Below are 26565 nucleotides of genomic sequence, written 5' to 3'. Positions count from 1 at the left end.
CTCGGGGTAATGCCTTAGGCAAGTGTAAGCCACGCTGAGGTACTCGCCTAGGCGCTCCAGGACGCCTTGCTGGGCAGGTCGATATAGCGCGTCAAGTAGTCAGCGAAATCTGCCCGGGAAATCGGCCTGGCGCCAAAGCTTTGCAGGTGTTGCGTGGGCATCTGGCAGTCGATGAGCGCGAAGTCCCAGGCTCTCAGTTGCTCGACCAGGGTAACAAAGCCGACTTTCGAGGCGTTATCGGCACGACTGAACATGGATTCGCCAAAAAACAACTGACCCATCGCCAGCCCATACAGCCCACCGACCAGCTCGCCGTCGCGCCAGACTTCGACCGAATGGGCAATGCCGCGCCGATGCAATTCAAGGTAGGCGCGCTGCATTGGGGTAGTGATCCAGGTCCCTTCGGCATAGTCGCGCGGTGCGGCGCAGGCTTCAATCACCTTGGCAAAGGCATGATCGAATGTCACTTGGAAAGGTGCCTGCCGCAAAATTTTAGCCAGGCTGCGCGAGACATGCAGTTCATCCGGGAAGAGCACCGTGCGCGGATCCGGCGACCACCAGAGAATCGGCTGATTGTCCTGATACCAAGGGAAGCAGCCGTGGCGATAGGCTGCCACCAGACGCTCGGCGCTCAAGTCGCCGCCGGCCGCAAGCAGGCCGTTGGGCTCGCGCAGGGCTTTGTTCAGTGGTGGGAAGCACAAGGAATCGCGTTGCAACCAGGTCAGCATTTAAGGGAGCCGCAGGTGGGGGAGGGCAGGGTGGTTGGCATATTTCCGGGTCTCAGGCTTTAAGCGGGGGTTACTGCTCCAGACGACTGTCTGGAGCAGCGTTTCTGATCAAGGCCCTGGCTAAGCTGATTACCGGGCGTGCGCCCGAGGCAGATCAATTATCGTCGAGGAATTTTTCGACATCCAGCGCAGCCATGCAGCCGGCTCCTGCAGAGGTGATTGCCTGACGGTATACGTGGTCGGCCACGTCGCCGGCAGCGAACACGCCCTCGATGCTGGTGGCAGTAACATTGCCTTCGCTGCCGCCCTTGATCAGTAGGTAGCCGTCACGCATTTCTAGCTGGCCTTGGAACAGGTCGGTGTTGGGCTTGTGGCCAATGGCGATGAATACCCCAGTCAGAGGCAGCTCTTTGGATTGGCCGTTAGTGGTGTCTTTCAGGTGTACGCCGGTTACACCGCTAGCATCGCCAAGCACCTCCTCCAGGGTGTGATTCCAGTGCAGGTACACGTTGCCATTGGCGGCCTTGTCGAACAATTTATCTTGCAGGATTTTTTCCGAGCGCAGCTTGTCGCGACGGTGAACCAGATGGACTTCTTTGGCGATATTGGACAGGTACAGCGCTTCTTCGACGGCGGTGTTACCGCCACCAATCACTGCGACCACTTGGTTGCGGTAGAAGAATCCGTCGCATGTGGCGCAGGCCGAAACCCCTTTGCCGGCAAAGGCTTCTTCTGACGGCAGGCCGAGGTACTGGGCTGAAGCGCCGGTTGCGATGATCAGTGCATCGCAGCTGTAGGTGGCGCTGTCGCCTTTGAGGATAAACGGACGTTGTTGCAACTCGGCCGTATGGATGTGGTCATACAGGATCTCGGTGTCGAAGCGTTCGGCATGTTTTTGCATGCGTTCCATGAGCGCAGGGCCGGTCAAGCCTTCGACGTCACCTGGCCAGTTGTCCACTTCTGTCGTGGTGGTCAGTTGGCCGCCGGGCTGGATGCCGGTGATCACCACTGGCTTGAGGTTGGCGCGGGCGGCGTATACCGCAGCTGCATAACCGGCAGGCCCGGAACCCAGAATGATCAGGCGTGAATGCTTGACTTCGCTCATAGAAACACCTCATAAGTCTTTGTCACAAAAGAGAATGCGTGCTCAAATTGAGCCGCACGTAATGATCTTGCTGGCTATGCTACACCGAAGCAGGGGGCGAACGGGAGCCGCCGGCAGAGGGCTTCGTTCGTGCTGGTTGTCACTGCGCTGCCTGGCGTGGCATCAGCTGGGTAAACCCGTACAATAGTCAAAGTTTTTTGCCGTTAACCAAGTATTCGGCGCGCCGCTGGCGCAGGAATAGATGCGTTTTGAAGAATTCGAGCCCCACCGCCCAGACTCCAGTCTGGCGTCAGCAATTGCCTTGCAGGTTGAAAGAGGGCGCCTTGATCGCGCTTGGTGCGCTATGCCTTTATCTGTGGATGGCGTTGCTGACCTATGACCCTGCCGACCCTGGCTGGACGCATACCAGTAATATCGAGCAGGTGCAGAATGCCGCCGGGCGAGCTGGCGCCTGGTTCGCCGATATCTTGTTCATGGCCTTGGGCTATTTCGCTTATGTGTTCCCCTTGCTGTTGGGGGTCAAGACCTGGCAAGTGTTCCGTAACCGCCACCTGCCATGGCAGTGGAGTGGCTGGTTGTTCTCATGGCGATTGATCGGCCTGGTGTTTCTGGTGCTGTCTGGCGCCACGCTGGCCGATATTCATTTCGACGCCAGTTCCAGCATGCCAGCCTCGGCTGGAGGGGCATTGGGCGAGAGCCTGGGTCAGCTCGCTGAAGATATACTGAACGTGCAAGGCAGCACCTTGCTGTTTATCGCACTTTTCTTGTTTGGCTTGACCGTGTTCAGCGACTTATCCTGGTTCAGGGTCATGGACCTCACCGGCAAAATTACTCTGGATCTTCTCGAATTGATTCAGAGCCTGGTCAATCGCTGGTGGAACGCCCGTAACGAGCGCAAGCAACTGGTTGCCCAGCTGCGTGAAGTCGATGAGCGGGTTAACGAAGTGGCTGCACCGATGGTGCATGACCGCCGTGAGCAGGCCAAAGTCAAAGAGCGCTTGCTTCAGCGCGAAGAAGCGTTAACCAAACACATGAGCGCCCGTGAAAGCAGAGCTGCGCCTGTGATTACCCCGCCTGCCGAGCCTAAGGCCGCCGAGCCGAGTAAGCGCGTGCAGAAAGAAAAGCAGGCGCCGTTATTTGTCGACAGTGCCGTCGAAGGTACCTTGCCGCCGATTTCAATTCTCGACGTCGCCGAGAAGAAGCAGAAGAAGTTCTCCCCGGAGTCACTGGAGGCCATGTCGCGCCTGCTTGAGATCAAACTCAAGGAATTTGGCGTTGAGGTCATGGTCGAGTCGGTACACCCGGGGCCGGTGATCACGCGATTCGAGATCCAGCTTGCCGCGGGCGTCAAGGTCAGCCGCATTTCCGGGCTTGCCAAGGACTTGGCCCGCTCGATGGCGATCATCAGCGTGCGTGTGGTTGAAGTGATTCCCGGTAAGACCACGGTGGGTATCGAGGTACCTAACGAAGACCGCCAGATCGTGCGCTTTTCCGAGGTGCTGTCATCGCCCGAGTACGATGACGCCAAGTCCCCGGTAACTCTGGCTCTTGGTCACGACATCGGCGGCCGTCCGGTGATTACCGACCTGGCGAAAATGCCTCATTTGCTGGTCGCCGGCACCACCGGTTCGGGTAAGTCGGTGGGGGTCAATGCGATGATTTTGTCGATCCTGTTCAAGTCCACGCCGGAAGAGGCGCGCTTGATCATGATCGACCCGAAAATGCTCGAGCTGTCGATCTACGAAGGCATTCCGCACCTGCTTTGTCCCGTGGTCACCGACATGAAGGAGGCGGCCAACGCCCTGCGCTGGAGCGTCGCCGAAATGGAGCGGCGCTATAAGCTGATGTCGAAGATGGGCGTGCGCAACCTGGCCGGCTTCAACCGCAAAGTCAGGGAGGCCGAGGAAGCAGGCGAGCCTTTGGCCGATCCGTTGTACAAACGCGAAAATATGCATGACGAGGCGCCGCTGCTGAAAACCCTGCCGACCATCGTGGTGGTGGTGGACGAGTTTGCCGACATGATGATGATCGTCGGCAAAAAGGTTGAAGAGTTGATCGCCCGTATCGCACAGAAGGCCCGTGCCGCCGGTATCCATCTGATTCTCGCCACCCAGCGGCCGTCAGTGGATGTGATTACCGGTTTGATCAAGGCCAATATCCCGACCCGTATGGCCTTCCAGGTGTCGAGCAAGATCGACTCGCGTACCATCCTCGACCAGGGCGGCGCCGAACAGTTACTCGGCCACGGCGACATGCTTTACCTGCCGCCCGGCACGGGCTTGCCGATTCGCGTGCATGGCGCCTTCGTTTCCGACGAAGAGGTTCACCGCGTGGTCGAGGCCTGGAAGCTACGCGGTACCCCAGACTATATCGAAGACATTCTGGCCGGTGTCGAAGAGTCAGGCAGCGGCTTTGAAGGCAGCAGCGAGGGTGGAGGCGAGGGCAGTGAAGAGGACGCCCTGTATGACGAAGCCGTACGGTTCGTTACCGAAAGTCGCCGGGCCTCGATTTCTGCGGTGCAGCGTAAGCTGAAGATCGGTTACAACCGTGCTGCGCGAATGATTGAAGCGATGGAAGTGGCTGGCGTAGTGACATCGATGAGTACCAATGGCTCGCGTGAAGTGATCGCGCCAAGTCCAACTCGTGACTAACGCCCCGAAATTAATGTGATAAGGAGTTCCATGCGCCTGATTCGTATGCTGTTGCTGGCAGCTTTAAGTATTTCCAGCGTTCCCGCGTACTCGGACGAGGAAGCATCAGCCCAGCGTCTGACCGTATTACTCAGTCAGGCGCAAACGATTAGCGCGCGTTTTTCGCAGCTGACCCTGGATGGCAGCGGCACGCAGTTGCAGGAAACCGCCGGTCAGCTTGTGCTGAAGCGTCCGGGGTTGTTTCGCTGGCACACCGATGCCCCTATGGAGCAGTTATTGGTATCCAATGGCGAGAAGGTTTGGCTGTATGACCCTGACCTTGAGCAGGTCACCATTCAGACCCTCGACAAGCGCCTGACTCATACTCCGGCCTTGCTGCTGTCCGGCGATGTATCCGACATTCGTGAGAATTTCGCGATCAGCCACCAGGAAGGCGGCAACGTGGTCGACTTCATCCTCAAGCCCAAGTCCAAGGACACACTGTTTGATAGCCTGCGCCTGTCGTTTCGCGGCGGCGTATTGAATGACATGCAGCTGATCGACAGTATCGGCCAGCGCACCAATATTCTGTTCCTCAGCGTCAAGATGAATGAAGCCGTGGACGACGCCTCGTTCAGCTTCGAGATTCCCGAAGGCGCGGACGTTATTCAAGAGTAAGAGGTCGTAGCTCGCTGCCATGGATCTGTTTCGTAATGCTCCTATCGCACAGCCGCTGGCGGCGCGCTTGCGTGCCGCCAGTCTGGACGAGTACGTCGGCCAGGAGCATCTGCTGGCACGTGGCAAGCCGCTACGCGAAGCGTTGGAGCAAGGCGCCCTGCATTCGATGATTTTCTGGGGGCCGCCGGGCGTGGGCAAGACCACCTTGGCGCGCTTGCTGGCTCAGGTCACCGATGCCCACTTCGAGACTATTTCCGCGGTACTCTCCGGGGTCAAGGAGATCCGCCAGGCGGTCGAGGTTGCACAACAGCATGCCGCCCAGTACGGGCGTCGAACCATCTTGTTCGTCGACGAGGTGCATCGGTTTAACAAGTCGCAGCAGGATGCTTTTCTGCCCTATGTGGAAGATGGCACCCTGATCTTTATCGGCGCCACCACCGAAAACCCCTCGTTCGAACTGAACAACGCCTTGCTGTCGCGGGCGCGCGTGTATGTCCTCAAAAGCCTCGGCGAAGAGGCGTTGCACAAGCTGGCGACCCGGGCCCTGGTTGACCCCAAGGGGCTCGGTGAACGGCAACTGAGCCTGCCGGAAGAAAGCTTCAAGATCCTCCTGGCTGCTGCAGATGGCGATGGCCGGCGCTTGCTGAATTTTCTGGAAAATGCCGCGGATCTGGCCGAGGACGGCAGTGCCATCAGCACTGAGTTGTTGCTGGACCTGCTCGGCGACAGCCGTCGGCGCTTCGACAAAGGGGGCGAGGCCTTTTACGACCAGATTTCCGCGTTGCACAAGTCGGTGCGTGGCTCCAGCCCGGATGGCGCGCTGTATTGGTTTGCGCGCATGCTCGATGGCGGCTGCGACCCGCTGTATATCGCCCGCCGGGTGGTGCGCATGGCCAGCGAGGACATTGGCAACGCCGACCCGCGCGCCTTGACGCTGTGCCTCAATGCCTGGGATGTGCAAGAGCGTCTCGGCAGCCCTGAAGGCGAGCTAGCGGTGGCCCAGGCCATCGTTTACCTGGCTTGCGCGCCGAAAAGCAATGCGGTGTATAGCGCGTTCAAGGCAGCGATGCGCGATGCCGCCGAGCATGGCTCCCTGGAAGTACCGCTGCACCTGCGCAACGCGCCGACCAAACTGATGAAAGAGCTGGGCTACGGCGACGAATACCGCTATGCCCATGACGAGCCGGATGCCTACGCCGCCGGTGAGGACTACTTCCCCGAGCACCTGCCGGCGCGACAGTACTATCAACCCGTTCCGCGCGGCCTTGAGCAGAAAATTCGCGATAAGCTCGCGCACCTGGCCAGCCAGGATGCGGCCAGCCCACGCCAGCGGAGAAAGCCATGATCGCGGCGGTTATCGCAGTTGCCGCTGGCGGGGCATGCGGCTCACTGCTGCGCTTCGCCACGGGTAACTTCATCAATGCAAACTGGCCTCAGTATTTCTACACCGCGACCTTGGCGGTCAATATCGTTGGCTGCCTGTTGATCGGTTACTTGTACGGGCTGTTTCTGCTGCGCCCGGATATACCGCTGGAGTTACGTGCTGGCTTGATCGTCGGCTTTCTCGGCGGTTTGACCACCTTTTCATCCTTTTCCCTCGACACCTTGCGCCTGCTGGAAAGCGGCCAGGCGCCAATGGCCTTCGGCTATGTGGCGCTGAGTGTGTTGGGTGGCCTGCTCGCTACCTGGGCTGGCCTATCATTCACCAAACTCTGATCGACGAGAACCTGACATGCTTGACTCAAAACTGGTGCGCAGCCAACTCCACGATGTGGCTCAGCGCCTTGCCGCGCGCGGCTTTGAACTGGATGTGGCGCGTTTTGAAGGACTAGAAACCCAGCGTAAGACCGTACAGACCCGCACCGAACAGTTGCAAGCCGAGCGCAACAGTCGCTCCAAGGCAATCGGTCAGGCCAAGCAGCGCGGCGAAGACATCGCGCCGCTGCTGGCGGATGTCGATCGTATGGGCAGCGAACTGGACCAAGGCAAGCTGGAGCTGGATGCCATTCAGCTCGAATTGGACAGCCTGCTGCTGAACATTCCCAACCTGCCGGATGAGTCGGTACCGGTCGGTGCGGATGAGGAGAGCAACGTCGAAGTGCGCCGCTGGGGCACGCCCAAGGCTTTCGACTTCGACATTCAGGATCATGTTGCGCTGGGCGAGAAGTTCGGCTGGCTGGATTTTGAAACTGCCGCCAAGTTGTCCGGTGCCCGCTTCGCCCTGCTGCGCGGGCCGATCGCTCGCCTGCATCGCGCCCTGGCCCAGTTCATGATCAACCTGCACACCGGCGAACATGGTTATGAAGAGGCCTACACCCCTTACCTGGTTCAGGCCCCGGCGCTGCAGGGCACTGGCCAGCTGCCAAAGTTCGAGGAAGACCTGTTCAAGATCAGCCGCGAAAATGAGGCCGATTTGTACCTGATCCCGACTGCCGAAGTGTCGTTGACCAATATCGTTGCTGGCGAGATTCTTGATGCTAAGCAATTGCCGTTGAAGCTGGTTGCTCACACCCCGTGTTTCCGCAGCGAAGCTGGCGCGTCCGGGCGCGACACCCGTGGCATGATCCGCCAGCATCAGTTCGACAAGGTCGAGATGGTGCAGATCGTCGATCCGAGCACTTCCAGCCAGGCGCTGGAGGAGCTCACCGGCCACGCCGAAAAGGTCCTGCAACTGCTCGAACTGCCGTACCGCGTGCTCGCTCTGTGCACCGGCGACATGGGTTTCAGCGCGACCAAGACCTACGATCTGGAAGTCTGGGTGCCGAGCCAGGACAAGTACCGCGAGATTTCCTCCTGCTCCAATTGCGGTGACTTCCAGGCGCGACGCATGCAAGCACGTTATCGCAACCCGGAAACCGGCAAGCCGGAACTGTTGCACACCCTCAACGGCTCGGGCCTGGCGGTGGGCCGTACCCTGGTGGCGGTGCTGGAGAATTACCAACAGGCCGATGGCAGTATTCGTGTGCCCGAGGTTCTAAAACCCTATATGGGCGGCATCGAAGTCATCGGTTAAATCGCGAAGGGCTTACCTGGTAGGGTGGCTTTCCACCCGCCGCTGCCATCAATCCCCGTGGACTGAAGCCCGCGGGGCCTTTATCTCGTGCCGCGCCACTGCCACTTGCCTGGATCATGCTCATGGACTTTCTTCCCCTGTTCCACAAATTGCAGGATCGCCTGGTACTGGTGGTCGGTGGCGGTGAGGTGGCCCTGCGTAAATCGCGTCTGCTAGCCGATGCCGGCGCCCGGCTGCGGGTCGTGGCGCCCGAGGTGCGCGATGAGCTGCGTGAGTTGGTCGGGCAGAGTGGCGAGGTACTGCTGCGCACCTATCAGCCCGCAGACTTGGCTGGCGTGGTATTGATCATTGCCGCGACCGACGATGAACCGCTGAACGCGCAAATATCCGCGCAGGCACAAGCGCTGGGTATTCCGGTCAACGTCGTCGATGCACCGAAGCTGTGCAGCGTGATCTTTCCGGCGATCGTCGATCGCTCGCCGCTGATCGTCGCTGTTACCAGTGGCGGCGATGCACCGGTGTTGGCGCGGTTGATTCGGGCCAAGATCGAAACCTGGATTCCGGCAAGGTATGGGCAACTAGCCAGCCTGGCGAAGAAATTTCGTGCGCAAGTCAAAGGCTTGTTCCCTGATGTACAGCAGCGCAGGGTGTTCTGGGAGGATGTATTCCAGGGGCAAATTGCTGAAAGTGTATTCGCGGGCAAGCTGCAGGAAGGCGAACGCCTGCTTGAGGAAAAAGTCGCCGGTGCCGCTCCACGCGCCCTTGGCGAGGTTTACCTGGTCGGTGCCGGGCCGGGCGACCCGGACCTGCTGACATTTCGCGCCCTGCGTCTGATGCAGCAAGCTGATGTGGTGCTTTACGATCGCTTGGTCGCTCCAGCGATCATCGAGCTGTGCCGTCGTGATGCCGAGCGCATTTATGTTGGCAAGCAGCGCGCCGAACACGCCGTACCGCAGGATCAGATCAATCAGCGCCTGGTCAGCCTGGCTAAAGAAGGCAAACGGGTGTTACGCCTGAAAGGTGGTGATCCGTTTATCTTCGGCCGTGGCGGCGAGGAGATCGAGGAATTGGCGGCCCACGGCATCCCCTTCCAAGTCGTACCCGGTATCACCGCGGCCAGTGGTTGTGCGGCTTATGCGGGGATTCCGCTGACTCACCGCGACCATGCGCAGTCGGTGCGCTTTGTTACCGGCCACCTCAAGGACGGTAGCTGCGATCTACCTTGGGCGGAACTGACGACGCCCAGCCAGACCCTGGTGTTTTATATGGGGCTGGTCGGTTTGCCAATTATTTGCCAGCAATTGATTGCCCATGGCCGTGCTGCCAACACCCCAGCTGCGTTGATTCAGCAGGGCACCACGCGCAACCAGCGGGTCTTCACCGGAACCCTGGCTAACCTGGCGGAATTGGTTGCCCGGCATCAGGTTCATGCGCCGACCCTGGTCATTGTCGGCGAAGTGGTGCAGTTACGTGAAAAGCTCGCCTGGTTCGAAGGCGCTCAGGCTGAGATGTGAGCCGAGCCATCCTGTAAAAGCGGCTTCAGCCGTGAAGCTTTGGCTGTGCCGCGAAGAATTCGCGGCTAAAGCGGAACGCAGCCCGGCCGCTCCTACATTCCCCAAACGCCCTTGCCCGGCAGACGCATGCGGTCATGGCCGCAGGACAAGTCCAACGCTGGACCCTTGGGCACTATGCCGGTCGGATTGATGGTGCGATGGCTGGCGTAATAATGGCCTTTGATGTGCTCGAAATCCACGGTTGCTGCCACTCCAGGCCATTGGTAAAGCTCACGTAGCCAGTTGGACAGATTCGGGTAGTCCCCGAGGCGGCGCAGGTTGCACTTGAAGTGCCCGTGGTACACCGCATCGAAGCGGATCAGGGTGGTAAACAGGCGCCAATCGGCTTCGCTGAGGTATTCGCCAGCCAGGTAGCGATGCTCGCCGAGGCGTGCGTCCAGCCAATCCAGTTCGTCGAAAAGTTCGCCAAAGGCTTCCTCGTAGGCCGCCTGGGTAGTGGCGAAACCGGCGCGGTAAACGCCATTATTGACCGCCGAATAGGTGCGTTGATTGAGTGCGTCGATCGCGCCGCGCAGTGTTTCGGGATAAAAGTCGAAAGTATTCCCCGTCAGCCCATCGAACGCCGAATTGAACATGCGGATGATTTCTGCTGACTCATTGCTGACGATGCGCTGTTGCTGTTTGTCCCACAACAAGGGGACGGTCACCCGCCCAGTGTAATTGGCGTCATCGGCGGTGTAGCGCTGATGCAGAAACTCCAAGTCGTCCAGCGCATCACTCGTGGAGCCATGAGTCGGGTCGAAGGTCCAGCCATCGTCGCGCATCAGCCAACTGACCACCGATACATCGACCAGGTCCTGCAAGCCCTTGAGCTGACGCAGGATCAGGGTGCGATGGGCCCAGGGGCAGGCGAGAGAAACATACAAGTGGTAGCGACCGGCTTGCGCCTTGAAACCGCCTTCGCCGCTTGGCCCCGGCCTGCCGTCGACGGTGATCCAGTTACGCCGCAGGGCATCCTCGCGTTTGAAGCGGCCGTCACCGGCCGTGTCATACCACTGGTCATGCCAGCTTCCGTCAATTAATAAACCCATTACCTGACTCCTTTAGCTTTACGGCTCAGGCATTCAGTCTAACGGCAACAGTTCGATTGAAAGATGGAAAAACCTGTATCTAAAGATCGGCTAGATCAATGTGTGTCGGGCGGCCCAGCGCTGCTCAGCCTGCTTGTACGCCTCTTCGTGTGCTATACCCAGGCCGCGCAGGGCCATGGCCATAGTGCTTAGTACCGCGAGTCGGCCGTAAGCGTCCTCGGCTTCGCCACGCCAGAACGCCTGCAGGTGCTCAGGCTCAAGCGTCGCGGGTTTGACGTGGCGCTGCGCTGACAGCGGTGCCCAGTCTTCGTCCCAGTTCTCGCCGTTGGCTGTGCCATAGAGATGGCTAGTGGCGTCCGGATTGATTTCTACCTCACCACCTTCACCCTTTATCACCAGCGCTGTATCACCGAGCAATTGGCTGGCTTCGCGGTGCACCGCCTGATAACCGGGGTGAAAGATGCTCTGTAGGCCGCAGCGGGCCGAGAGGGGGTTGAGGATGCGGGTCAGTGAGTGGATCGGCGAACGCAAACCGAGAATGTTGCGCAGGTCGATCATCCGTTGCAGTTGCGGCATCCAGTCGCCCAGCGGGATAAATGCCAAGTGCTGCTCCTGCAGGGCGCGTTCCACCTCGGTCCAGTTGCGGCACAGTGGGATCTGCAGGCGTTCGATGACCTGCTCGCTATACAGCCGTCCGGCAGTGTGCGCGCCACCACCATGCAAGAGAATGCGCACGCCACTGTTGGCCAGGGCCTTGGCGGCGAGGAGGAACCAGGGTAAATGACGCTTTTTGCCGGCATAACTGGGCCAGTCCAGGTCGACCGCAATTTCCGGCGCCCGCAAACGCTCGCGTACTGCCTCGGCAAAGCCAGCCATTTCTTCGGCGCTTTCCTCTTTGTGCCGCAGCAGCATCAGGAAGGCGCCAAGCTGGGTTTCTTCGGCCTTACCGTCGAGCAACATGCCCATCGCTTCACGAGCTTCTTCACGGGTCAGATTGCGCGCGCCGCGTTTGCCTTTGCCGAGGATGCGCACGAATTGGGCAAAAGGATGTTCGGCTGGGGTGACAAGATTCATAGACAATTCGTCGGTTTGGGCAGACCCGCCAGCTTTGCGGCGAGTTTGGCGGGAGCGCCTTTGAACAGCAGATTGAGGTGCAGGCTGTTGCCCTTTTCCGGGCCCAGCTGGAGCGCTATGTATTTGATCAGTGGCCGATTGGCTGGCGACAGCTGGAACTCGGCGTAGAAGGCCCGCAGCAAATGCAGGATCTGCCAGTGTTCGGCACTGAGGGGTAACTGCTCCTGCTGCGCCAGGGCTTCAGCCACCGGTTCCGACCAGTCCGTCAGGGCGACCAAGTAGCCATCCTGGTCCAGTTCGATGCACTGGCCGGCAACAATCAAATGCGTCATAGCCAGCTGTTGACCTTATCGAAGCGGCAACTGAGCTCGACGAACCCCGGGTAGTCGACTACCTGGACCCTTACCGGCGCGGTTAGAGCGCGAGCGCAGAGGTCTTCGTCGAGGGCGAACAGGCCGATACCCATGGGCATCAAGTCCAGCGCCTGGCGCTGCGCCGTGCCGGGCTGCAGAGCGTATACCGCATCGCCGCAGAGCAGCAGGCCGTCGGTAGGGCCGAGTAGGCGCAGGCAGCTGCTCAGCCGGCTGTCACTGAACGGCGAATGGGATAACACATGCAGGGTAGCCATTAGAGGGTGATCACCTGGTCGTAGCGGTCGATAAGCGCGATCAGGGCGGCATCGTCCAGCAGCTCGGTCGCCAGCGTCAGCATCTGTTGCTCCAGGCCGCGCTCTTGCAGGCTGCGCGCCGAGGCATACAGCGCATCGACGCCGAACATCGGCAACGCCTGCAGGTTGGCGCTGAGGTCTTTCTGTTGCAGGGCAGCTGGCTGTTGCGCCGGCGCCAACTGGAACACGCCGTCGTCGAGAAACAGCATTCCAAGGGGCAGGTCGAATGCGCCGCCAGCCAGGGCGATATCCAGCGCTTCGCGGGCGCTTGGTCCGGACCAGGGCGACTGGCGGCTGATGATCAGCAAGGACTTACTCACCTCAAGATCCTCCGAAGCAGATCAGGCGATCGGCGGTTTGCGCTGCTTCATGCAGTTGACCGAGCCCAGAAAGTACCCAGGGTGCATCCAGATTGCCGGCACCACGCCGGTAACGTTGCGCTTCCTGCTCATTAAGAATGCCGCGGCGTAGCGCTGCGGCAATACAGACAACGCCATCGATTTGCTGCTGATCGATTAGTTCGCGCCACTCTCTTGGGACATCCAGCTCGTCCTGTGCGCTGACCACATTGCTCGAGGCGTTATGCACCGCGTCCTGATAGAAGAACAGCCGTTCGATCTGGTGGCCGCCTGCCAGGGCTGCCTGGACGAAACGCAGGGCGCGTCGGGAGGAGGGCGCGTGCGGTGGGGCGAAAAGAGCGATGGCGAACTTCATATAAAACCCGGCAGCTAAATCTGGCGCAATGATAAAGCCTGAGCGCGCAAGATGCTCGCCGCGGGCATGAAAAAGCCCGCCGAAGCGGGCTTTCGGTACAGCTCGGTAATCAGTCGTTGCTGCCCATGATGCCCAAGATCTGCAGCAGGCTGATGAACAGGTTGTAGATCGACACATACAGGCTGATGGTCGCCATGATGTAGTTGCGTTCGCCGCCATGGATGATGGCGCTGGTCTGGAACAGAATGCAGGCCGAGGAAAACAGCACGAAACCTGCGCTGATTGCCAGTTGCAGGCCGCTGATCTGGAAGAAGAAGCCCGCTACCATCGCGCCGATCAGGACGAAGAAACCTGCAGTAATGAAGCCGCTGAGGAAGCTCATGTCCTTGCGCGAAATCAGCACATAAGCTGACAGGCCGCAGAAAACCAGGGCGGTCATGGTGAAGGCCGAGCTGACTACTTCGGCGCCGTTGGCCATGCCCAGGTAGCGATTGAGAATCGGCCCCAAGGTGTAGCCCATAAAGCCGGTCAGTGCGAGGGTGGACAGCAGCCCCCAGGACGAGTCGCGTAGTTTGGCGGTGAGGAAGAACAGGCCATAGAAGCCAACCAGCACCACGAAGATATTCGGATAGGGCACATTGGCGCGTTGAGCCATGTAGGCAACCAAGCCGCTGAAAGCCAGGGTAATGGCCAGCAGGCCATACGTATTGCGCAGTACGCGGCTGACTTCATGCTGCTCAACCTGGGCGTGACTGAGTGCGTAATCTTGTTCGTGCATGGCGACACTCCTGTAGAGGCTAATCCAAAATCAAGCTCGATAATAACAGAGCGCTGAGCATAGCCAACCCAGAGAGTTTGACAGTGTGTTGCGTTCGGGTAATATTGCCGCCCGTTCAACGCTACAAGCGCTAAAGCGTGGTTGAACGCAGCGGCCTCGAAAGCCGCAATAGGAAGAACCAGGAAGTGTGGCAGAGTGGTCGATTGCAACGGTCTTGAAAACCGTCGACTCGAAAGGGTCCGTGAGTTCGAATCTCACCGCTTCCGCCAATTTAAACAAGCAGTTACGTACACATTCTCGATTCTGGATTAGGTGCGTTGTGCTTGTCGGATGACGTCAAGGTCCTCATTGCAGGGCAGTGTCGTTCATCTTGGTGGTGAATCGCTGAGCAGGTGTTCAGCAAAAAAACCGGAACCCTAAAAGGTTCCGGTTTTTTTATGCCTGCCGAGCGGGATTTGTTGCCGTATTGGACGCTGGCCGTTGGCTTTGAGGGTGACGGTGCGTGGGCCGCTGCAATCACGCCAATGCTACCGAGGCGGCATTGGTGAGTGGTGGCGCCTTTATACGCAGGTTTTGGGCAGGCACTTAGCCATGGCTGGTAGCGCATGCAGTGCGCTTGTCGATGGGCTGATAAACCAGCCTAGTGCCTAGTGCCTGCTGCCGCAATGCAATTGCAGGGTAGTGGCGCGATCAGCAATGCTCCGGGTTTGGCTCAGCAATACCCGTGGGGCGGTTGTTGTGGTGCAAGCAGCAGCGCGCGGGGATATGGCCTTTCTACTGCATCTCAATCGTAAATATTCTTCTTCTTCCAATCTTCATCGCCGCCCAGGCTTTTCAAGCCATCGGTCAGCTCGCTGACGTCATCCGCCTTCGGTTTGCCCATGTCCACGACCATTGCATTGGCGCGGGCGAGTTGGCTTTCGAATTTTTGCAGGGGTGCCTGGTAGCGTGCTGTATCGGCTTGTTTGCGCAGGTATTGTGCGCCGCGCTCGAAAGCCAGGCGTGCCTGCCCGGGCTGATTCTGCTGCAGGGCCTGGTGGCCGAGGTTGCCGAACAGCTCTATATGCAGTTGCACCAGCATTAGGCGTATTTCATTTGCCCAGTGCTTGGCTTCCTTGGTCGGCAGAATGCCGTCCTGGGCACAGCGGGTGATTTGTCCGTGCAGATTTTCCAGCTGAAAGCGTACTTCTTTGGCTTTGGCTTCGTTATTGATCTGCTGTGGCGGGTTCTGTACCGGGATCGCATCGCCCTGGGCAATCAGCAGGCGCAGTGCCTCCAGCTGCGCTCTGCTGTCAGCATTGCCTGGCTGCAATTGCACCAGGCGCTGAGTGAAGTGTTGCTGCAGGCGAGTCAGTATCAGCTTTAGCTGGGGTGTCATCAGCTGTCCGGGCAATAATTCCGATACAGTGCTGCAGCGGCGGATACGGTCGTTGAGCTCGGTCCTTAGGCGGGTCTTCTCCAGCTTGCTTTGTTCGACCATGTGATTGACAAAGGCGATCGCTATTAATAAGGCGATACCGCCGACAATCAGCAGGGTAATGACCAGTGGGGACATCGGTACCGCCTCGTAGATTCTGGTTTCGTCGGAGTGTAGTGCCTTAGTCTCGGTGCTGATAGAGCCACCGTATAATCTGGTCTGAAGTCGTTGATTTTAAAAAAATTTTACAGAGAGGTTGACGGCCCCGCGCAGGATCCATAGAATGCGCGCCACTTCCAGAGCAATGCTTTAAAGCATTGAACGGAAGCCGGAGAGTTAATTGTTGGTTCCGGGTTGCGTCCCCTTCGTCTAGTGGCCTAGGACACCGCCCTTTCACGGCGGTAACAGGGGTTCGAGTCCCCTAGGGGACGCCATTATTGTTGTAGGCAAATGCTGTATATGCGGGAATAGCTCAGTTGGTAGAGCACGACCTTGCCAAGGTCGGGGTCGCGAGTTCGAGTCTCGTTTCCCGCTCCAGTTCAAGAAAAGCCGGCTTGTAGCCGGCTTTTTTCTTTTCCGGCTGGCCGGTCGCGCCAATCGTGCGACCTGTTCAAGCCCGGTGCCCGGCATTAAGATTGCCGGCTTTGCAACTCTGCGGAGAGCAGCATGATTACCGGCAGCCTTGTTGCCCTTGTCACCCCTATGCATCCCGATGGTTCTGTGGACTGGGAGTCCCTGCGCCGATTGGTGGAGTGGCATGTGGCGGAGGGAACCAATGCGATTGTGGCGGTCGGTACTACCGGCGAATCTGCAACGCTGGATGTCGATGAGCATATGGCGGTGGTCAAGGCCGTGATTGAAACGGCCGCCGGACGCATTCCCGTTATCGCGGGCACGGGTGCCAACTCGACCAGCGAAGCCATTGAACTGACACGTGCTGCCGCTGCTGCTGGAGCAGATGCGGTGTTGTTGGTGACGCCGTACTACAACAAGCCCACCCAGGAAGGCCTTTACCAGCATCACAAGGCCATCGCCGAGGCCGTGGCCATTCCCCAGATTCTCTACAATGTCCCCGGCCGTACCGGAGTGGACATGAGTAATGCCACCGTTGCTCGACTGGCTGGCACGCCCAATATCGTCGCTATCAAGGATGCCACCGGCAATCTTGAGCGTGGCCGCGAGCTGATTGGTCTGGTCGGCGACCGTATGGCCGTGTACTCCGGCGATGATCCTACTGCATGGGAGCTGATACTGGCCGGCGCCAAGGGCAATATTTCCGTAACAGCAAACGTTGCCCCAGGTGCCATGGCGCGTGTCTGCGCCGCTGCACTGGCAGGTGATGGTGCTGCCGCCGAGGCGCTCAACGCGCCGCTGCAACTGCTGCATCGTGATCTGTTTATCGAGTCCAATCCGATTCCGGTGAAGTGGGCCCTGCACGCCATGGGACGCATTGATACCGGTATCCGTTTGCCGCTGACGGTGCTGGCAGAGTCCTGCCGTGCACCGGTCGAGTCGGCGTTACGCCATGCCGGAGTACTCAGCTGAAATGATTACGTTGCGCGTTGCTGGCATTTTGCTGTCCTGTGTTCTGGTGACTGCCTGCGTCGGACCGTTCAGGGATCGCGCACTGGATTACCGGCAGGCACAAGATGTTGCTCCGCTGGTGTTGCCGGCAGGGCAGGAGGCGCGTCCGGTTCGTCCGCTTTTTCCGGTTCCGCCAGAGACGGGGCCTGTGGAGTGGCCGGCAAAGTTTGAGGTTCCCAAGCCGCGTCCGTTGCCACAGGACGCGGTGTCAGGTGTTGCCGCTCCGACCCCGGATGTGAAGGGCGCCAATAAACCGGTCATGACGCAAGACGGCAATGGCTATCCGGTGCTGAGCATCCAGGGTGAATTCAATGCCGTATGGGATACGCTGGATCAGGCGCTGCGTGCCGCGAATGTAAAAATTGACGACCGCGACCAGCGCTTGGCGATGTATTTCCTGAGTCTTGCCAATACGGATGGCAAGCCAGTGATTTATCAGTTGCGTGTCACCCGTGGCCAGACAGACTACACGCTGGCCCTGCAGCAAAATGACGATACCCTGGCCCCGCAGGCAGTGACGCGAACCTTGTTCGAGTCGATTGTCAGTCGTTGGCCCTGACTTCCGGAGAGGTTCATGGAAAAGCGCGATCTGCTCTACACCGGCAAGGCCAAATCCGTGTATGCCACTGATGATGCCGACCGGCTGATCATCCTGTTCCGTAACGACACCTCGGCGTTTGATGGCAAGAAAGTCGAGCAGCTCGACCGCAAAGGCATGGTCAACAACAAGTTCAATGCCTTCATCATGGACAAGCTCGCGGCGGCCGGGATTCCCGTTCACCACGAGCGGCTGCTCTCCGATACCGAGTCCGTCGTCAAGCGCCTGACCATGATTCCGGTTGAATGTGTGGTCCGCAACTTTGCCGCCGGCAGTCTGGTGCGTCGCTTGGGCGTGGAAGAGGGCAAAGAACTCACGCCCCCGACCTTCGAGCTGTTCCTGAAGAATGATGCGCTGGGCGATCCCATGGTGAACGAGTTCCATGTGCGTTCGTTCGGCTGGGCCACGGATGTGCAACTGGAGCGTATGAAGGAGCTGTCCTTCCTCGTCAATGATGTGCTAAAGGGTGTGTTTGATGCCGGCAACATGCTGCTGGTTGATTTCAAGCTGGAGTTCGGCGTGTTTCATGGCGAAATCGTGCTCGGTGACGAGTTCTCTCCGGACGGTTGCCGTCTCTGGGACAAAGACACCCGCAAAAAGCTCGATAAAGACCGTTTCCGCCAAGGTCTGGGTGGCGTAGTTGAGGCGTACGAAGAAGTCGGTCAGCGTATCGGTGTGGCGTTCGACTGAGGCTTGCGGGGCCCACAGGGCCCTGTCAGACTGACTCGGCGCGCAAGGCGCAAGCCCTGCGGTTTGATCACATGGAGCTCATCAAAATGAACAAGAATATTTTGCGTTTGCTGGCAGTTACGGCGATGGTGTCGACGCTCAGTGGCTGCTTTTTGACCAAAGTGGTCACGGTGCCGATGCGTGTGGTAGGGGCGGTTGTGTCGATTGTTCCTGTTGCGGGCAACACGGCTAACGATGCCATCCAGGGCGCGGCTAACACGGTTGACGATATTCCCATCTGACAGCACTTGTCTGGTTGGCGCTGAGCCGGTATCTTTGCGCGCTCGTTTGGAGAGGTGGCAGAGCGGTTGAATGTACCTGACTCGAAATCAGGCGTAGGCGCAAGTCTACCGAGGGTTCGAATCCCTCCCTCTCCGCCAGACAGAACACAACGCCCCGCCTTGCGGGGCGTTGTGCTTTCTGGGCACCTGATTCTTTACTGCCCCTGTATATAATTCCGTATCTGCTCTGACTCATGCCGCCGGGAATCTCCCATGACCACAGTTCGTACACGTATTGCACCGTCGCCTACCGGTGATCCCCACGTCGGGACTGCCTATATTGCGTTGTTCAATCTCTGCTTTGCGCGCCAGCATCAGGGCCAGTTCATTTTGCGCATCGAAGATACGGATCAGGTTCGCTCGACGCCGGAGTCAGAGGCGCAGATTCTCTCTGCGCTCAACTGGATGGGTTTGCAGTGGGATGAAGGCCCTGATGTGGGCGGCCCGCATGCGCCGTACCGGCAAAGCGAGCGTAGTGAGATTTACAAGGCACATGCGCAGGAACTGGTGCAAAAAGGGCATGCCTTTCACTGTTTTTGTTCCTCAGAGCGTCTGGATGTCCTGCGCACAGAACAGATGGCCGCCAAGCAGAATCCGGGCTATGACGGGCATTGCCTGAGTCTCGGCAAGGCCGAAGTGGAAAAACGGCTGGCGGCGGGCGAGTCGGCCGTGATTCGCATGAAGGTGCCGCGCGAGGGCGTTTGCGTGATTCCCGACATGCTGCGAGGAAATATCGAAATTCCCTGGTCTGAAGTGGACATGCAGGTGCTGATGAAGGCCGATGGCCTGCCCACCTATCATCTGGCCAATGTGGTGGATGATCACCTCATGGAAATCACGCATGTGATTCGTGGGGAAGAATGGATCAGCTCTACGCCAAAGCACGTGCTGCTCTACACGCTTTTCGGTTGGCAGCAACCGGTGTTTTGCCATATGCCGCTGCTGCGTAATCCCGATAAATCCAAGCTCAGCAAGCGCAAGAATCCCACCAGCATCACTTACTACGAGCGCATGGGATTTTTGCCGGAGGCGTTGCTCAACTATCTCGGTCGTATGGGCTGGTCGATGCCGGATGAGCGCGAAAAATTCTCACTGGCTGAAATGGTGGCGAATTTTGATATCACCCGGGTGTCGCTGGGCGGACCGATTTTCGATATCGAGAAGCTTTCGTGGCTGAACAGCGTCTGGCTGCGTGAAATGCCGGTGCCTGAGCTGATGCAGGCCTTCCAGCGCTGGGCCTTCAATCCTGCCTATCTGGAAAAAGTGGTGCCGCAAATCCAGACGCGTATCCAGACCTTGTCAGATGCCGTGAGCTGGGCCGGCTTTTTCTTTGCAGGCCAACTCAAGCTCACACCTGAGGATTTTGCCCACAAGAAGCTCTCGCCCGATGAGGTACGGCGCATGTTGCAAATCACGCTCTGGGAGTTGGAGGCGTTGCGCCAGTGGGAGCACTCCGCCATCAGTGCACTGTTGTCGCGGGTGAGCACCGTCATGGGCATCAAGCTGCGAGACTTCATGCCGTCGTTTTTTGTGGCTATTGCCGGTTCGGTGTCCAGTACACCAGTGATGGAGGCAATGGCGATTCTGGGGCCGGACATGACCCGTGCCCGTCTTCGCCATGCGCTTGCCGTGCTGGGTGGGGTGTCGAAAAACGAGCTGAAAGAATGGGACAAAGCGTGGCGTGAGCAGTCAGCGGCAGCACTCGCGGCGGCGGCTGTCGTTGACGCTTCCGGGGGCGCTGCATAGAATCCGCGCCTCGCGGGCATGGCCACTCAGGCGGTAGTCGGCATGCTCCGAACAGCTTCACGAGCGCCTTCATCATTGATGGGGGCCGCCTCGCACCAGGGCAAGTCCCCATCGTCTAGAGGCCTAGGACATCGCCCTTTCACGGCGGTAACCGGGGTTCGAATCCCCGTGGGGACGCCAACACATACAAAGGCCCGCAGTAGCGGGCTTTTGTATTTTCATGAGGCGGCAAGCGCCCATGCATGGGGCGCTTCGCCTGCACATGCACCATGTCTTTTCACAAGGCGCCAATGTGGCAATTGCCAGTGGATATGCCGTGTCGACAAACGGTTATTGATGAATGTGACGGAGACATCAGCCCGTCAGATGCCTTGTGCTAGAGTCCCGCTAACCCTGTCCGGAGCCTGCCATGACGACCACGGATGTGACCGCCGAGCTGGATCAGCGCCTGTTCTGGCGGCTGATCGAAATCAGCACCGCGCTGTCCGGTGAGCGCAATACTTCCCGTTTGTTCGAGCGCATTCTGGATGCCGCTCAAGACATCACCCATGCCGATGGCGGCACGCTTTACCTGATCAAGGAGCACGAGGAAGGCAAGCCTGTTCTCGAGTTCGAGATACTCCGCAATAACTCCCTCAAGCTGCGTCTTGGCGGCACATCTGGCAACCCGATCCAGTTTCCACCACTGCCACTTTATCGCGATGACGGCACGCCCAATCACAACAATATCGCCACGCATACAGCGCTGACCAAGCGCATGGAAAACATTGAGGATGCCTATTTTGCGCAGCATCTCGATTTTTCCGGCACCAAGGCTTTTGATGCGCGCTCCGGCTACCGCTCCAAATCCTTTCTGACGGTTCCGCTCTGCAATCATGCCGATGAAATCATTGGCGTCCTGCAACTGGTCAATGCCAAGGATCCTGAATCGGGTGAATCGGTCGCCTTCCCGAAAAGTATCGAGCCGATTATTGCAGCACTGGCCTCGAGTGCGGCGATTGCGCTCGATAACCAGATTCTCTTGCAGGATCACAAAGACCTGCTCGATGCCTTCATCAAGGTGATTGCCCAAGCGATTGACGCCAAGTCGGCGCACACCTCCGCCCATTGCCAGCGCGTACCCGTGCTCACGGAGCTGATCGCGCAAGCTGCCTGCGAAACGGACGAGGGCCCGTTGCAGAGCTTCAATCTTGATGAAAGCGAATGGTATGAGCTACGCGTCGCCTCGTGGATGCATGACTGCGGCAAGCTGGCCACACCCGACTGGGTGCTGGACAAGGCAACCAAGCTGCACCTGATGCTCGATGGTATCGATGCCGTGAAGACGCGTTTTACCGCGGCCATGGCGCAGCTTGAGATCAGCTTTTTGCGCCAGATTGCCAGTCAGCCCGCCCAAACTGCCGTGTTGCAGGAAGTCATGGAAGAGGAGCTGGCGGCCCTGCGTGATGATTGTCTTTTCATCGAGAAGGCGAATGTGGGGGGCGAGTTCATGAAGCCCGAGGATCAGGCGCGGGTGAAGCAAATCGCTTCGCGGCGCTGGCGTGATCATCTCGGCATGGAGCAGCCAATCCTCACGGATGAGGAAGTGAAATACCTGTGCATCGAACGTGGCACGCTATCGTATGACGAGCGCCAGAAAATCAACGACCACATGAAAGTGACGATCCAGATGCTGGAATCGTTGCCGTTCCCGAAAAATCTCAAACGGGTGCCGGAATATGCCGGTGGCCATCACGAGAAAATGGATGGCACCGGCTTCCCGCGTGGCCTGAAGCGTGAGCAGATGTCCTGGCCGGCGCGCATGATGGCGATTGCCGACATTTTCGAGGCCCTGACCTCCAGCGATCGTCCTTACAAGGCGCCGATGAAGATATCGCAGGCATTAAGCATTCTTCAGCGCATGCGCCAGCAGAGTCATATCGATCCTGATCTTTATGCATTGTTCCTTTCTTCGCGCGTGTGGGAAAAATACGCGCGTATCTATCTGCGGCCCGAGCAGCTCGATATCAGCGATCCTGCCGCGTATTTCTGAGGGGCTCACGGCGCATGCCGGGAGTCTCAGGCACGGCGATTGGCGAACAGCTTGAGCAAACGTTCGCGCAGCCACCGATTCGCCGGGTCGGTTTCGCGGCTTTCGTGCCAGTACAGGTACACATCCATGGCGGGAATCGGTACGGGCATTTCCAGTAGCCGGTTGCCAAGCCCTGCATTGGCCAGCGCCGCATATTGCGCCGGCATGGTCAGCAAGTAATCGGTTTCGGCGACCACGCGGCACGCAGCAAAATAATGCTGGCACCGGAGCACAATCTGCCGTCGGTGTCCGAGCCGCGCCAGTTCCTGATCTTCAAAACCGGGGCCACGCCGGCGTGATGACACCAGCACATGCTGGGCGGCCAGATAGCTCTCGATGCTGAGCCGGCTACGCTGGATGCCGGGATGTCCTGCACGCGCCACCACGATCAGCCGGTCCTGCGACGCGGGTGCCCGTCGGATGTCATCTGACAGTGGCAGCAGAACGTCGAGTGCGACATCCAGCCGGCCATCCACCAGATCACTCTCCAGCTCTCGCCGGTCCACACGCACGCTGGCCAGCCGCACATCCGGCGCTTCACGGGCCATGACCGTCAGTAACCCGGGTAGGGCGGTGGCTTCAAACACGTCACGCAGTCCGAGCGTGAACTCCTGACGTGAGCTGGCCGCGTCGAAGCGAGCCCCTTCCTGAATGCCCTCCGTAATCAGGCCTAGTGCCTCATGTAGCGGGCCCATGAGGCGCTGTGTCCGTGGTGTGGGCACCATGCGATTACCCAAACGGATGAACAGTGGATCATCCAGTGCGACACGTAGCCGGGCGAGGGCATGGCTGAGAGCCGGCTGGCTCAGGTGCAGGCGATGGGCCGCGCGTGTCAGATTGCCCTCGGCGTGGATGGCCTCGAGAACGACCAGCAGGTTGAGGTCGAGCTTCCTGATATCCATATGATGAATGGCTCGCTATAAAAACTATCGATTTGGCGCATGGTAGCCCGGCGCGTACGATGCCTGCACTCTCACCTTGCCGGAGCGTCCCATGGACTTCAGTCATTCCCCGCGTGCCCAGGACCATATCGAGCGCCTGCGCGCCTTCATGGCGACCGAAGTAACGCCGTATGAGACCGACTATTTCAAGGCGCTGGCCTCCGCGCCCTGGCAGGAGCCGGCACTGATGACGCAAATGAAAGCAAAGGCGCGTGCCGCCGGCTTATGGAATCTTTTCTTGCCCGATGTGGAGCATGGTGGCGCCGGGCTTTCCACCGTGGAGTACGCGCCACTGGCGGAAGAGATGGGGCGCTCACTCATTGCGCCGGAAGTGTTCAATTGTAATGCACCGGATACCGGCAATATGGAGGTGCTGGTGAAGTATGGCGATGAGGCGCAGCAGGAAAAGTGGCTCAAGCCGCTGCTGAACGCTGAAATCCGCTCGGCATTCTGCATGACGGAGCCAGAAGTGGCGTCTTCGGATGCAACCAACATGCAAGCGACGGCAGTGATTGAGGGCGATGAAGTCGTTATCAACGGGCGCAAATGGTGGAGCTCGGGCATCGGCCATCCGGCCTGCAAATTCGTGATTTTCATGGGGCTCACCGATGCCTCGGCACCCAAGCATTCGCAGCACTCCATGGTGATCGTGCCGATTGATGCAGAGGGTTTGAACATTGAGCGCATGCTGCCGGTATTCGGACGCCTTGATGAGCCCTATGGGCATGGTGAGGTGACCTTCACCAATGTACGTGTGCCGGTGACGAACATCATTGCCGGGCCCGGTCGTGGCTTCGAGATTGCGCAGGGCCGCTTAGGGCCAGGTCGTATTCATCATTGCATGCGCGCCATTGGTGCGGCCGAGCGTGCACTGGAGTTGATGTGTCAGCGTGCACTGACGCGTGTGGCATTCGGTAAGCCACTGGCCGCATTGGGGGGGAATCGCGACATCATTGCTAATGCCCGCATGAGTATTGAACAAGCGCGACTGCTGACCTTGAAAGCCGCGTGGATGATGGATACGGTCGGCACCAAAGGCGCGAAGAGTGAAATTTCCCAGATCAAGGTCGTGGCCCCCAGCATGGCGCAGCTCGTGATTGATCAGGCCATCCAGATGCATGGAGGGGCCGGCGTCTCCGATGATTTGCCGCTGACGGCGATGTACGCGTATGCGCGTGTCCTGCGTCTGGCGGACGGCCCGGACGAAGTGCATCGCGCTTTGATTGCCAAGGCCGAAGTCGGCAAGTACATCCCGCGCTGAAAAGGACAAAAAAATGAGTCTGATTGATGATGCCGGTGCCATCCGCGCAGGTGAAGAACTCAATGGCCCGGTGATTGATGCCTGGTTGAAATCGGTGTTGCCGGACTTGCAGGGAAGTCCTGTCATTACGCAATTCCCGGGCGGTGCCTCCAATCTCACCTACCGTATCCGCTACGACAACCGTGATCTCATCCTGCGGCGCCCTCCCTTTGGGAAAAAAGCCAAAGGTGCGCATGACATGGCACGCGAAGCCCGCATCATGCAGGCGCTCAAACCAGTCTATCCCTATGTGCCGGAGGTACTGGCCCTGTGTCAGGATGCTGCCGTGATGGATGCCGATTTTTATGTCATGCAACGGCTGGTCGGCATCATTCCGCGAAAAAATTTCCCCGATGAACTCATTCTGACGCCCGAGCAGACGCGCACGCTTTGCCGTCATGTCATCGACCGGCTGATCGAGTTGCATCAGGTGGACGTGAAGGCCGCCGGCCTCGACAGTCTTGGTAAAGGCGAGGGCTATGTGGCGCGCCAGGTCAGTGGCTGGTCAGAGCGCTATCGCAATGCACGCACGCCGGATGTCGTGGACGCAGAAGCCGTCATGGCGTGGCTGGAGGTGAACCAGCCACCGAAAGAAGTGGCTATCTGCCTCATCCACAATGATTTCCGCCTCGACAATGTGGTGCTGGACGCAGAAGACCTGATGCAGGTGACCGGCGTGCTGGACTGGGAAATGGCGACGCTCGGCGATCCGCTGATGGACCTTGGCAATACGCTGGCCTACTGGGTGCAGTCTGATGATGACGCCGTGTTGCAGATGATGCGCCGCCAACCTACCAATGCCGCCGGCATGATGACGCGAGCAGAAGTGATTGCCTATTACGGTGAAAAAACCGGCTGGCGCGTCGATGACTTCACGTTTTATGAGGTCTACGGCCTGTTTCGCCTGGCGGCGATTGCCCAGCAGATTTATTACCGCTTTTATCACGGCCAAACCCAAAACCCGCAATTCGCGATGTTTGGCCAGATGGTGAATTACCTTGATCAGCGCTGTCAGCGTCTCATTGCGGAGTCTTCGCGTTAATGGCCAGTCTTTTTCTTGTGCGTCACGGTCAGGCTTCTTTTGGTGCCGACAATTATGATGCGCTATCGGATACCGGTGTGCGGCAATGCCGCTTGCTGGGCGAGTGGTGGCGGCACCGTGCAAAAAAGCCGGTGCGAGTGGTGAGTGGCCCCATGTATCGGCATCAGCAAAGCCTGGAGGCGTTCGCCAGTGCTTATGGTGAATTGCCCGTGGCATCGACACTAGACGGTCTGGCCGAGTTCGATCACGAGAATGTGCTCGAAGTCTATCGCCCAGATTTTGCAGACAAGGCCGTGATTGCCCATTTTCTGGCGACGACACCGCGTCCACGCCAAGCCTTTCACGAAATATTCACCTCCGCAGTCGAGCGCTGGCATGACGGCCGTTTCGATGGCGAGTACAACGAGTCGTGGCCGCACTTCCGTGACCGTGTGCGGGCGGCCTCGGTGGAATTACGTCAGGCATCAGGAGATGCCATCATCTTTACTTCCGGTGGTGTGGTCAGCGTGATGTTGCAGGCCGTACTGGGGCTGAGTGATGCCAACTGCTTTGCCCTCAATGGCATTACCCACAATAGCAGTGTCACCCGGCTGCTCTACAGTGGCGACATGGTGACATTACATTCCTTCAATGCCACTGCACATCTGGACGTGCATGACGACCCCGCCTTGCTCACCTACCGCTGATGACCCTGAGTCGTCGTCACGGCATCATCATGACGATGCAAGTGGATCAACCCAACTGACAATAAAAAGAGAGTGGCCATGCAAAACCTGTTTGATCTGTCTGGAAAGATAGCCTTGGTGACGGGAGCCAGTCGCGGCATTGGCGAAGGCATTGCACGTCTGTTGGCGGCCAATGGAG

The 26565-nt window shown here is 58.8% G+C and carries 26 protein-coding genes, 5 tRNA genes and 1 pseudogene; 21 read left to right on the top strand and 11 right to left on the bottom strand.

The features are described from left to right. Nucleotides 1-47: 47 nt before the first annotated feature. Together aat and trxB are read right to left on the bottom strand one after the other, a co-directional pair. Nucleotides 48-728 carry a leucyl/phenylalanyl-tRNA--protein transferase gene (aat, locus tag Q8K09_RS17630; RefSeq protein WP_305256287.1) on the bottom strand — a complete coding sequence of 227 codons (681 nt, stop codon included), beginning with the start codon at nucleotides 726-728 and terminating at the stop codon, nucleotides 48-50. A gap of 154 nt (nucleotides 729-882) precedes the next feature. Then, on the bottom strand, nucleotides 883-1833 hold the full coding sequence (gene trxB / locus Q8K09_RS17625; protein WP_305256286.1) for a thioredoxin-disulfide reductase: 951 nt from the start codon (nucleotides 1831-1833) through the stop codon (nucleotides 883-885). Nucleotides 1834-2081: 248 nt separating this feature from the next. Here trxB and ftsK point away from each other — a divergent pair, with 248 nt between their 5' ends. From ftsK to cysG, 6 genes are all read left to right on the top strand, one after another. Beyond that, nucleotides 2082-4484, top strand: coding sequence for a DNA translocase FtsK (gene ftsK / locus Q8K09_RS17620; protein ID WP_305256285.1), 2403 nt, complete (start codon nucleotides 2082-2084; stop codon nucleotides 4482-4484). Nucleotides 4485-4514: 30 nt separating this feature from the next. Then, nucleotides 4515-5141 (top strand): outer membrane lipoprotein chaperone LolA, encoded by a 627-nt coding sequence (gene lolA / locus Q8K09_RS17615; RefSeq protein WP_305256284.1) that lies wholly within the window; start codon nucleotides 4515-4517, stop codon nucleotides 5139-5141. Nucleotides 5142-5160: 19 nt separating this feature from the next. Then, on the top strand, nucleotides 5161-6486 hold the full coding sequence (locus tag Q8K09_RS17610) for a replication-associated recombination protein A (protein WP_305256283.1): 1326 nt from the start codon (nucleotides 5161-5163) through the stop codon (nucleotides 6484-6486). Beyond that, nucleotides 6483-6857, top strand: a complete 375-nt coding sequence (crcB, locus tag Q8K09_RS17605) for a fluoride efflux transporter CrcB (RefSeq protein WP_305256282.1) — start codon at nucleotides 6483-6485, stop codon at nucleotides 6855-6857. The genes Q8K09_RS17610 and crcB overlap by 4 nt, the downstream gene beginning before the upstream one ends. A gap of 16 nt (nucleotides 6858-6873) precedes the next feature. Beyond that, entirely contained in the window at nucleotides 6874-8154 is a 1281-nt protein-coding gene (serS, locus tag Q8K09_RS17600; RefSeq protein ID WP_305256281.1) for a serine--tRNA ligase, read from the top strand. 122 nt (nucleotides 8155-8276) lie between these two features. After that, complete coding sequence (gene cysG / locus Q8K09_RS17595; protein WP_305256280.1) at nucleotides 8277-9668, top strand: siroheme synthase CysG; 1392 nt, start codon at nucleotides 8277-8279, stop codon at nucleotides 9666-9668. 92 nt (nucleotides 9669-9760) lie between these two features. On the opposite strand, the gene Q8K09_RS17590 is transcribed toward cysG, so the two are convergent. The 7 genes from Q8K09_RS17590 to Q8K09_RS17560 form a co-directional block, all read right to left on the bottom strand. Beyond that, on the bottom strand, nucleotides 9761-10759 hold the full coding sequence (locus Q8K09_RS17590) for a glutathione S-transferase family protein (RefSeq protein WP_305256279.1): 999 nt from the start codon (nucleotides 10757-10759) through the stop codon (nucleotides 9761-9763). 90 nt (nucleotides 10760-10849) lie between these two features. Further along, the gene (locus tag Q8K09_RS17585; protein WP_305256278.1) at nucleotides 10850-11833 is read right to left on the bottom strand and encodes a glycosyl transferase family protein; all 984 of its coding nucleotides are present in this window, start codon (nucleotides 11831-11833) and stop codon (nucleotides 10850-10852) included. Further along, nucleotides 11830-12165 (bottom strand): TusE/DsrC/DsvC family sulfur relay protein, encoded by a 336-nt coding sequence (locus Q8K09_RS17580; RefSeq protein ID WP_305256277.1) that lies wholly within the window; start codon nucleotides 12163-12165, stop codon nucleotides 11830-11832. Before Q8K09_RS17580 ends, Q8K09_RS17585 begins: the two co-directional genes overlap by 4 nt. Continuing rightward, complete coding sequence (gene tusB / locus Q8K09_RS17575) at nucleotides 12162-12461, bottom strand: sulfurtransferase complex subunit TusB (protein ID WP_305256276.1); 300 nt, start codon at nucleotides 12459-12461, stop codon at nucleotides 12162-12164. The genes Q8K09_RS17580 and tusB overlap by 4 nt, the downstream gene beginning before the upstream one ends. After that, on the bottom strand, nucleotides 12461-12820 hold the full coding sequence (gene tusC / locus Q8K09_RS17570) for a sulfurtransferase complex subunit TusC (protein ID WP_305256275.1): 360 nt from the start codon (nucleotides 12818-12820) through the stop codon (nucleotides 12461-12463). Before tusC ends, tusB begins: the two co-directional genes overlap by 1 nt. A 1-nt stretch (nucleotide 12821) precedes the next feature. Then, nucleotides 12822-13214: a sulfurtransferase complex subunit TusD gene (tusD, locus tag Q8K09_RS17565; RefSeq protein ID WP_305256274.1), complete on the bottom strand. Its 393-nt coding sequence runs from the start codon at nucleotides 13212-13214 to the stop codon at nucleotides 12822-12824. A 109-nt stretch (nucleotides 13215-13323) separates the two neighbouring features. After that, the gene (locus tag Q8K09_RS17560) at nucleotides 13324-13992 is read right to left on the bottom strand and encodes a Bax inhibitor-1/YccA family protein (protein WP_305256273.1); all 669 of its coding nucleotides are present in this window, start codon (nucleotides 13990-13992) and stop codon (nucleotides 13324-13326) included. Nucleotides 13993-14173: 181 nt separating this feature from the next. Here Q8K09_RS17560 and Q8K09_RS17555 point away from each other — a divergent pair. After that, a tRNA-Ser gene (locus Q8K09_RS17555) sits at nucleotides 14174-14261 on the top strand. Between the two features lie 515 nt (nucleotides 14262-14776). Here Q8K09_RS17555 and Q8K09_RS17550 read toward each other — a convergent pair. Further along, nucleotides 14777-15547 (bottom strand): hypothetical protein, encoded by a 771-nt coding sequence (locus Q8K09_RS17550; RefSeq protein WP_305256272.1) that lies wholly within the window; start codon nucleotides 15545-15547, stop codon nucleotides 14777-14779. Between the two features lie 220 nt (nucleotides 15548-15767). Here Q8K09_RS17550 and Q8K09_RS17545 point away from each other — a divergent pair. The 10 genes from Q8K09_RS17545 (at nucleotide 15768) to Q8K09_RS17500 (ending at nucleotide 22379) form a co-directional block, all read left to right on the top strand. Continuing rightward, nucleotides 15768-15843, top strand: a tRNA-Glu gene (locus Q8K09_RS17545). A 27-nt stretch (nucleotides 15844-15870) separates the two neighbouring features. Further along, nucleotides 15871-15946, top strand: a tRNA-Gly gene (locus Q8K09_RS17540). A gap of 129 nt (nucleotides 15947-16075) precedes the next feature. Then, the gene (dapA, locus tag Q8K09_RS17535) at nucleotides 16076-16954 is read left to right on the top strand and encodes a 4-hydroxy-tetrahydrodipicolinate synthase (RefSeq protein WP_305256271.1); all 879 of its coding nucleotides are present in this window, start codon (nucleotides 16076-16078) and stop codon (nucleotides 16952-16954) included. 1 nt (nucleotide 16955) lies between these two features. Then, entirely contained in the window at nucleotides 16956-17552 is a 597-nt protein-coding gene (gene bamC / locus Q8K09_RS17530; RefSeq protein ID WP_305256270.1) for an outer membrane protein assembly factor BamC, read from the top strand. A 15-nt stretch (nucleotides 17553-17567) separates the two neighbouring features. After that, entirely contained in the window at nucleotides 17568-18281 is a 714-nt protein-coding gene (purC, locus tag Q8K09_RS17525; RefSeq protein WP_305256269.1) for a phosphoribosylaminoimidazolesuccinocarboxamide synthase, read from the top strand. 86 nt (nucleotides 18282-18367) lie between these two features. Then, on the top strand, nucleotides 18368-18562 hold the full coding sequence (locus Q8K09_RS17520; RefSeq protein ID WP_305256268.1) for a DUF6726 family protein: 195 nt from the start codon (nucleotides 18368-18370) through the stop codon (nucleotides 18560-18562). A gap of 48 nt (nucleotides 18563-18610) precedes the next feature. After that, nucleotides 18611-18700, top strand: a tRNA-Ser gene (locus Q8K09_RS17515). Between the two features lie 114 nt (nucleotides 18701-18814). Beyond that, nucleotides 18815-20347, top strand: coding sequence for a glutamate--tRNA ligase (gltX, locus tag Q8K09_RS17510; protein ID WP_305256267.1), 1533 nt, complete (start codon nucleotides 18815-18817; stop codon nucleotides 20345-20347). Nucleotides 20348-20451: 104 nt separating this feature from the next. Then, nucleotides 20452-20527: transfer RNA gene (locus Q8K09_RS17505), tRNA-Glu, on the top strand. A gap of 328 nt (nucleotides 20528-20855) precedes the next feature. After that, nucleotides 20856-22379 (top strand): HD domain-containing phosphohydrolase, encoded by a 1524-nt coding sequence (locus tag Q8K09_RS17500; protein ID WP_305256266.1) that lies wholly within the window; start codon nucleotides 20856-20858, stop codon nucleotides 22377-22379. Nucleotides 22380-22405: 26 nt separating this feature from the next. On the opposite strand, the gene Q8K09_RS17495 is transcribed toward Q8K09_RS17500, so the two are convergent. Then, on the bottom strand, nucleotides 22406-23320 hold the full coding sequence (locus Q8K09_RS17495) for a LysR family transcriptional regulator (RefSeq protein WP_305256265.1): 915 nt from the start codon (nucleotides 23318-23320) through the stop codon (nucleotides 22406-22408). 91 nt (nucleotides 23321-23411) lie between these two features. Between Q8K09_RS17495 and Q8K09_RS17490 the strand changes: the two genes are divergently transcribed. From Q8K09_RS17490 to Q8K09_RS17475, 4 genes and pseudogenes are all read left to right on the top strand, one after another. After that, the gene (locus Q8K09_RS17490; protein WP_305256264.1) at nucleotides 23412-24620 is read left to right on the top strand and encodes an acyl-CoA dehydrogenase family protein; all 1209 of its coding nucleotides are present in this window, start codon (nucleotides 23412-23414) and stop codon (nucleotides 24618-24620) included. Between the two features lie 13 nt (nucleotides 24621-24633). Further along, nucleotides 24634-25701: a phosphotransferase family protein gene (locus Q8K09_RS17485; RefSeq protein ID WP_305256263.1), complete on the top strand. Its 1068-nt coding sequence runs from the start codon at nucleotides 24634-24636 to the stop codon at nucleotides 25699-25701. Then, on the top strand, nucleotides 25701-26387 hold the full coding sequence (locus tag Q8K09_RS17480; RefSeq protein WP_305256262.1) for a histidine phosphatase family protein: 687 nt from the start codon (nucleotides 25701-25703) through the stop codon (nucleotides 26385-26387). Before Q8K09_RS17485 ends, Q8K09_RS17480 begins: the two co-directional genes overlap by 1 nt. Before the next feature lie 78 nt (nucleotides 26388-26465). Then, a pseudogene (locus Q8K09_RS17475) lies at nucleotides 26466-26565 on the top strand (short-chain dehydrogenase); the annotation flags it as partial.

Origin of the sequence: Pseudomonas sp. (assembly GCF_030683065.1) — a bacterium.
GTDB lineage: Bacteria > Pseudomonadota > Gammaproteobacteria > Pseudomonadales > Pseudomonadaceae > Aquipseudomonas.
Note: the sequence above shows the minus strand (reverse complement) of the source record. Positions and strands in the feature narration are given on the sequence as shown.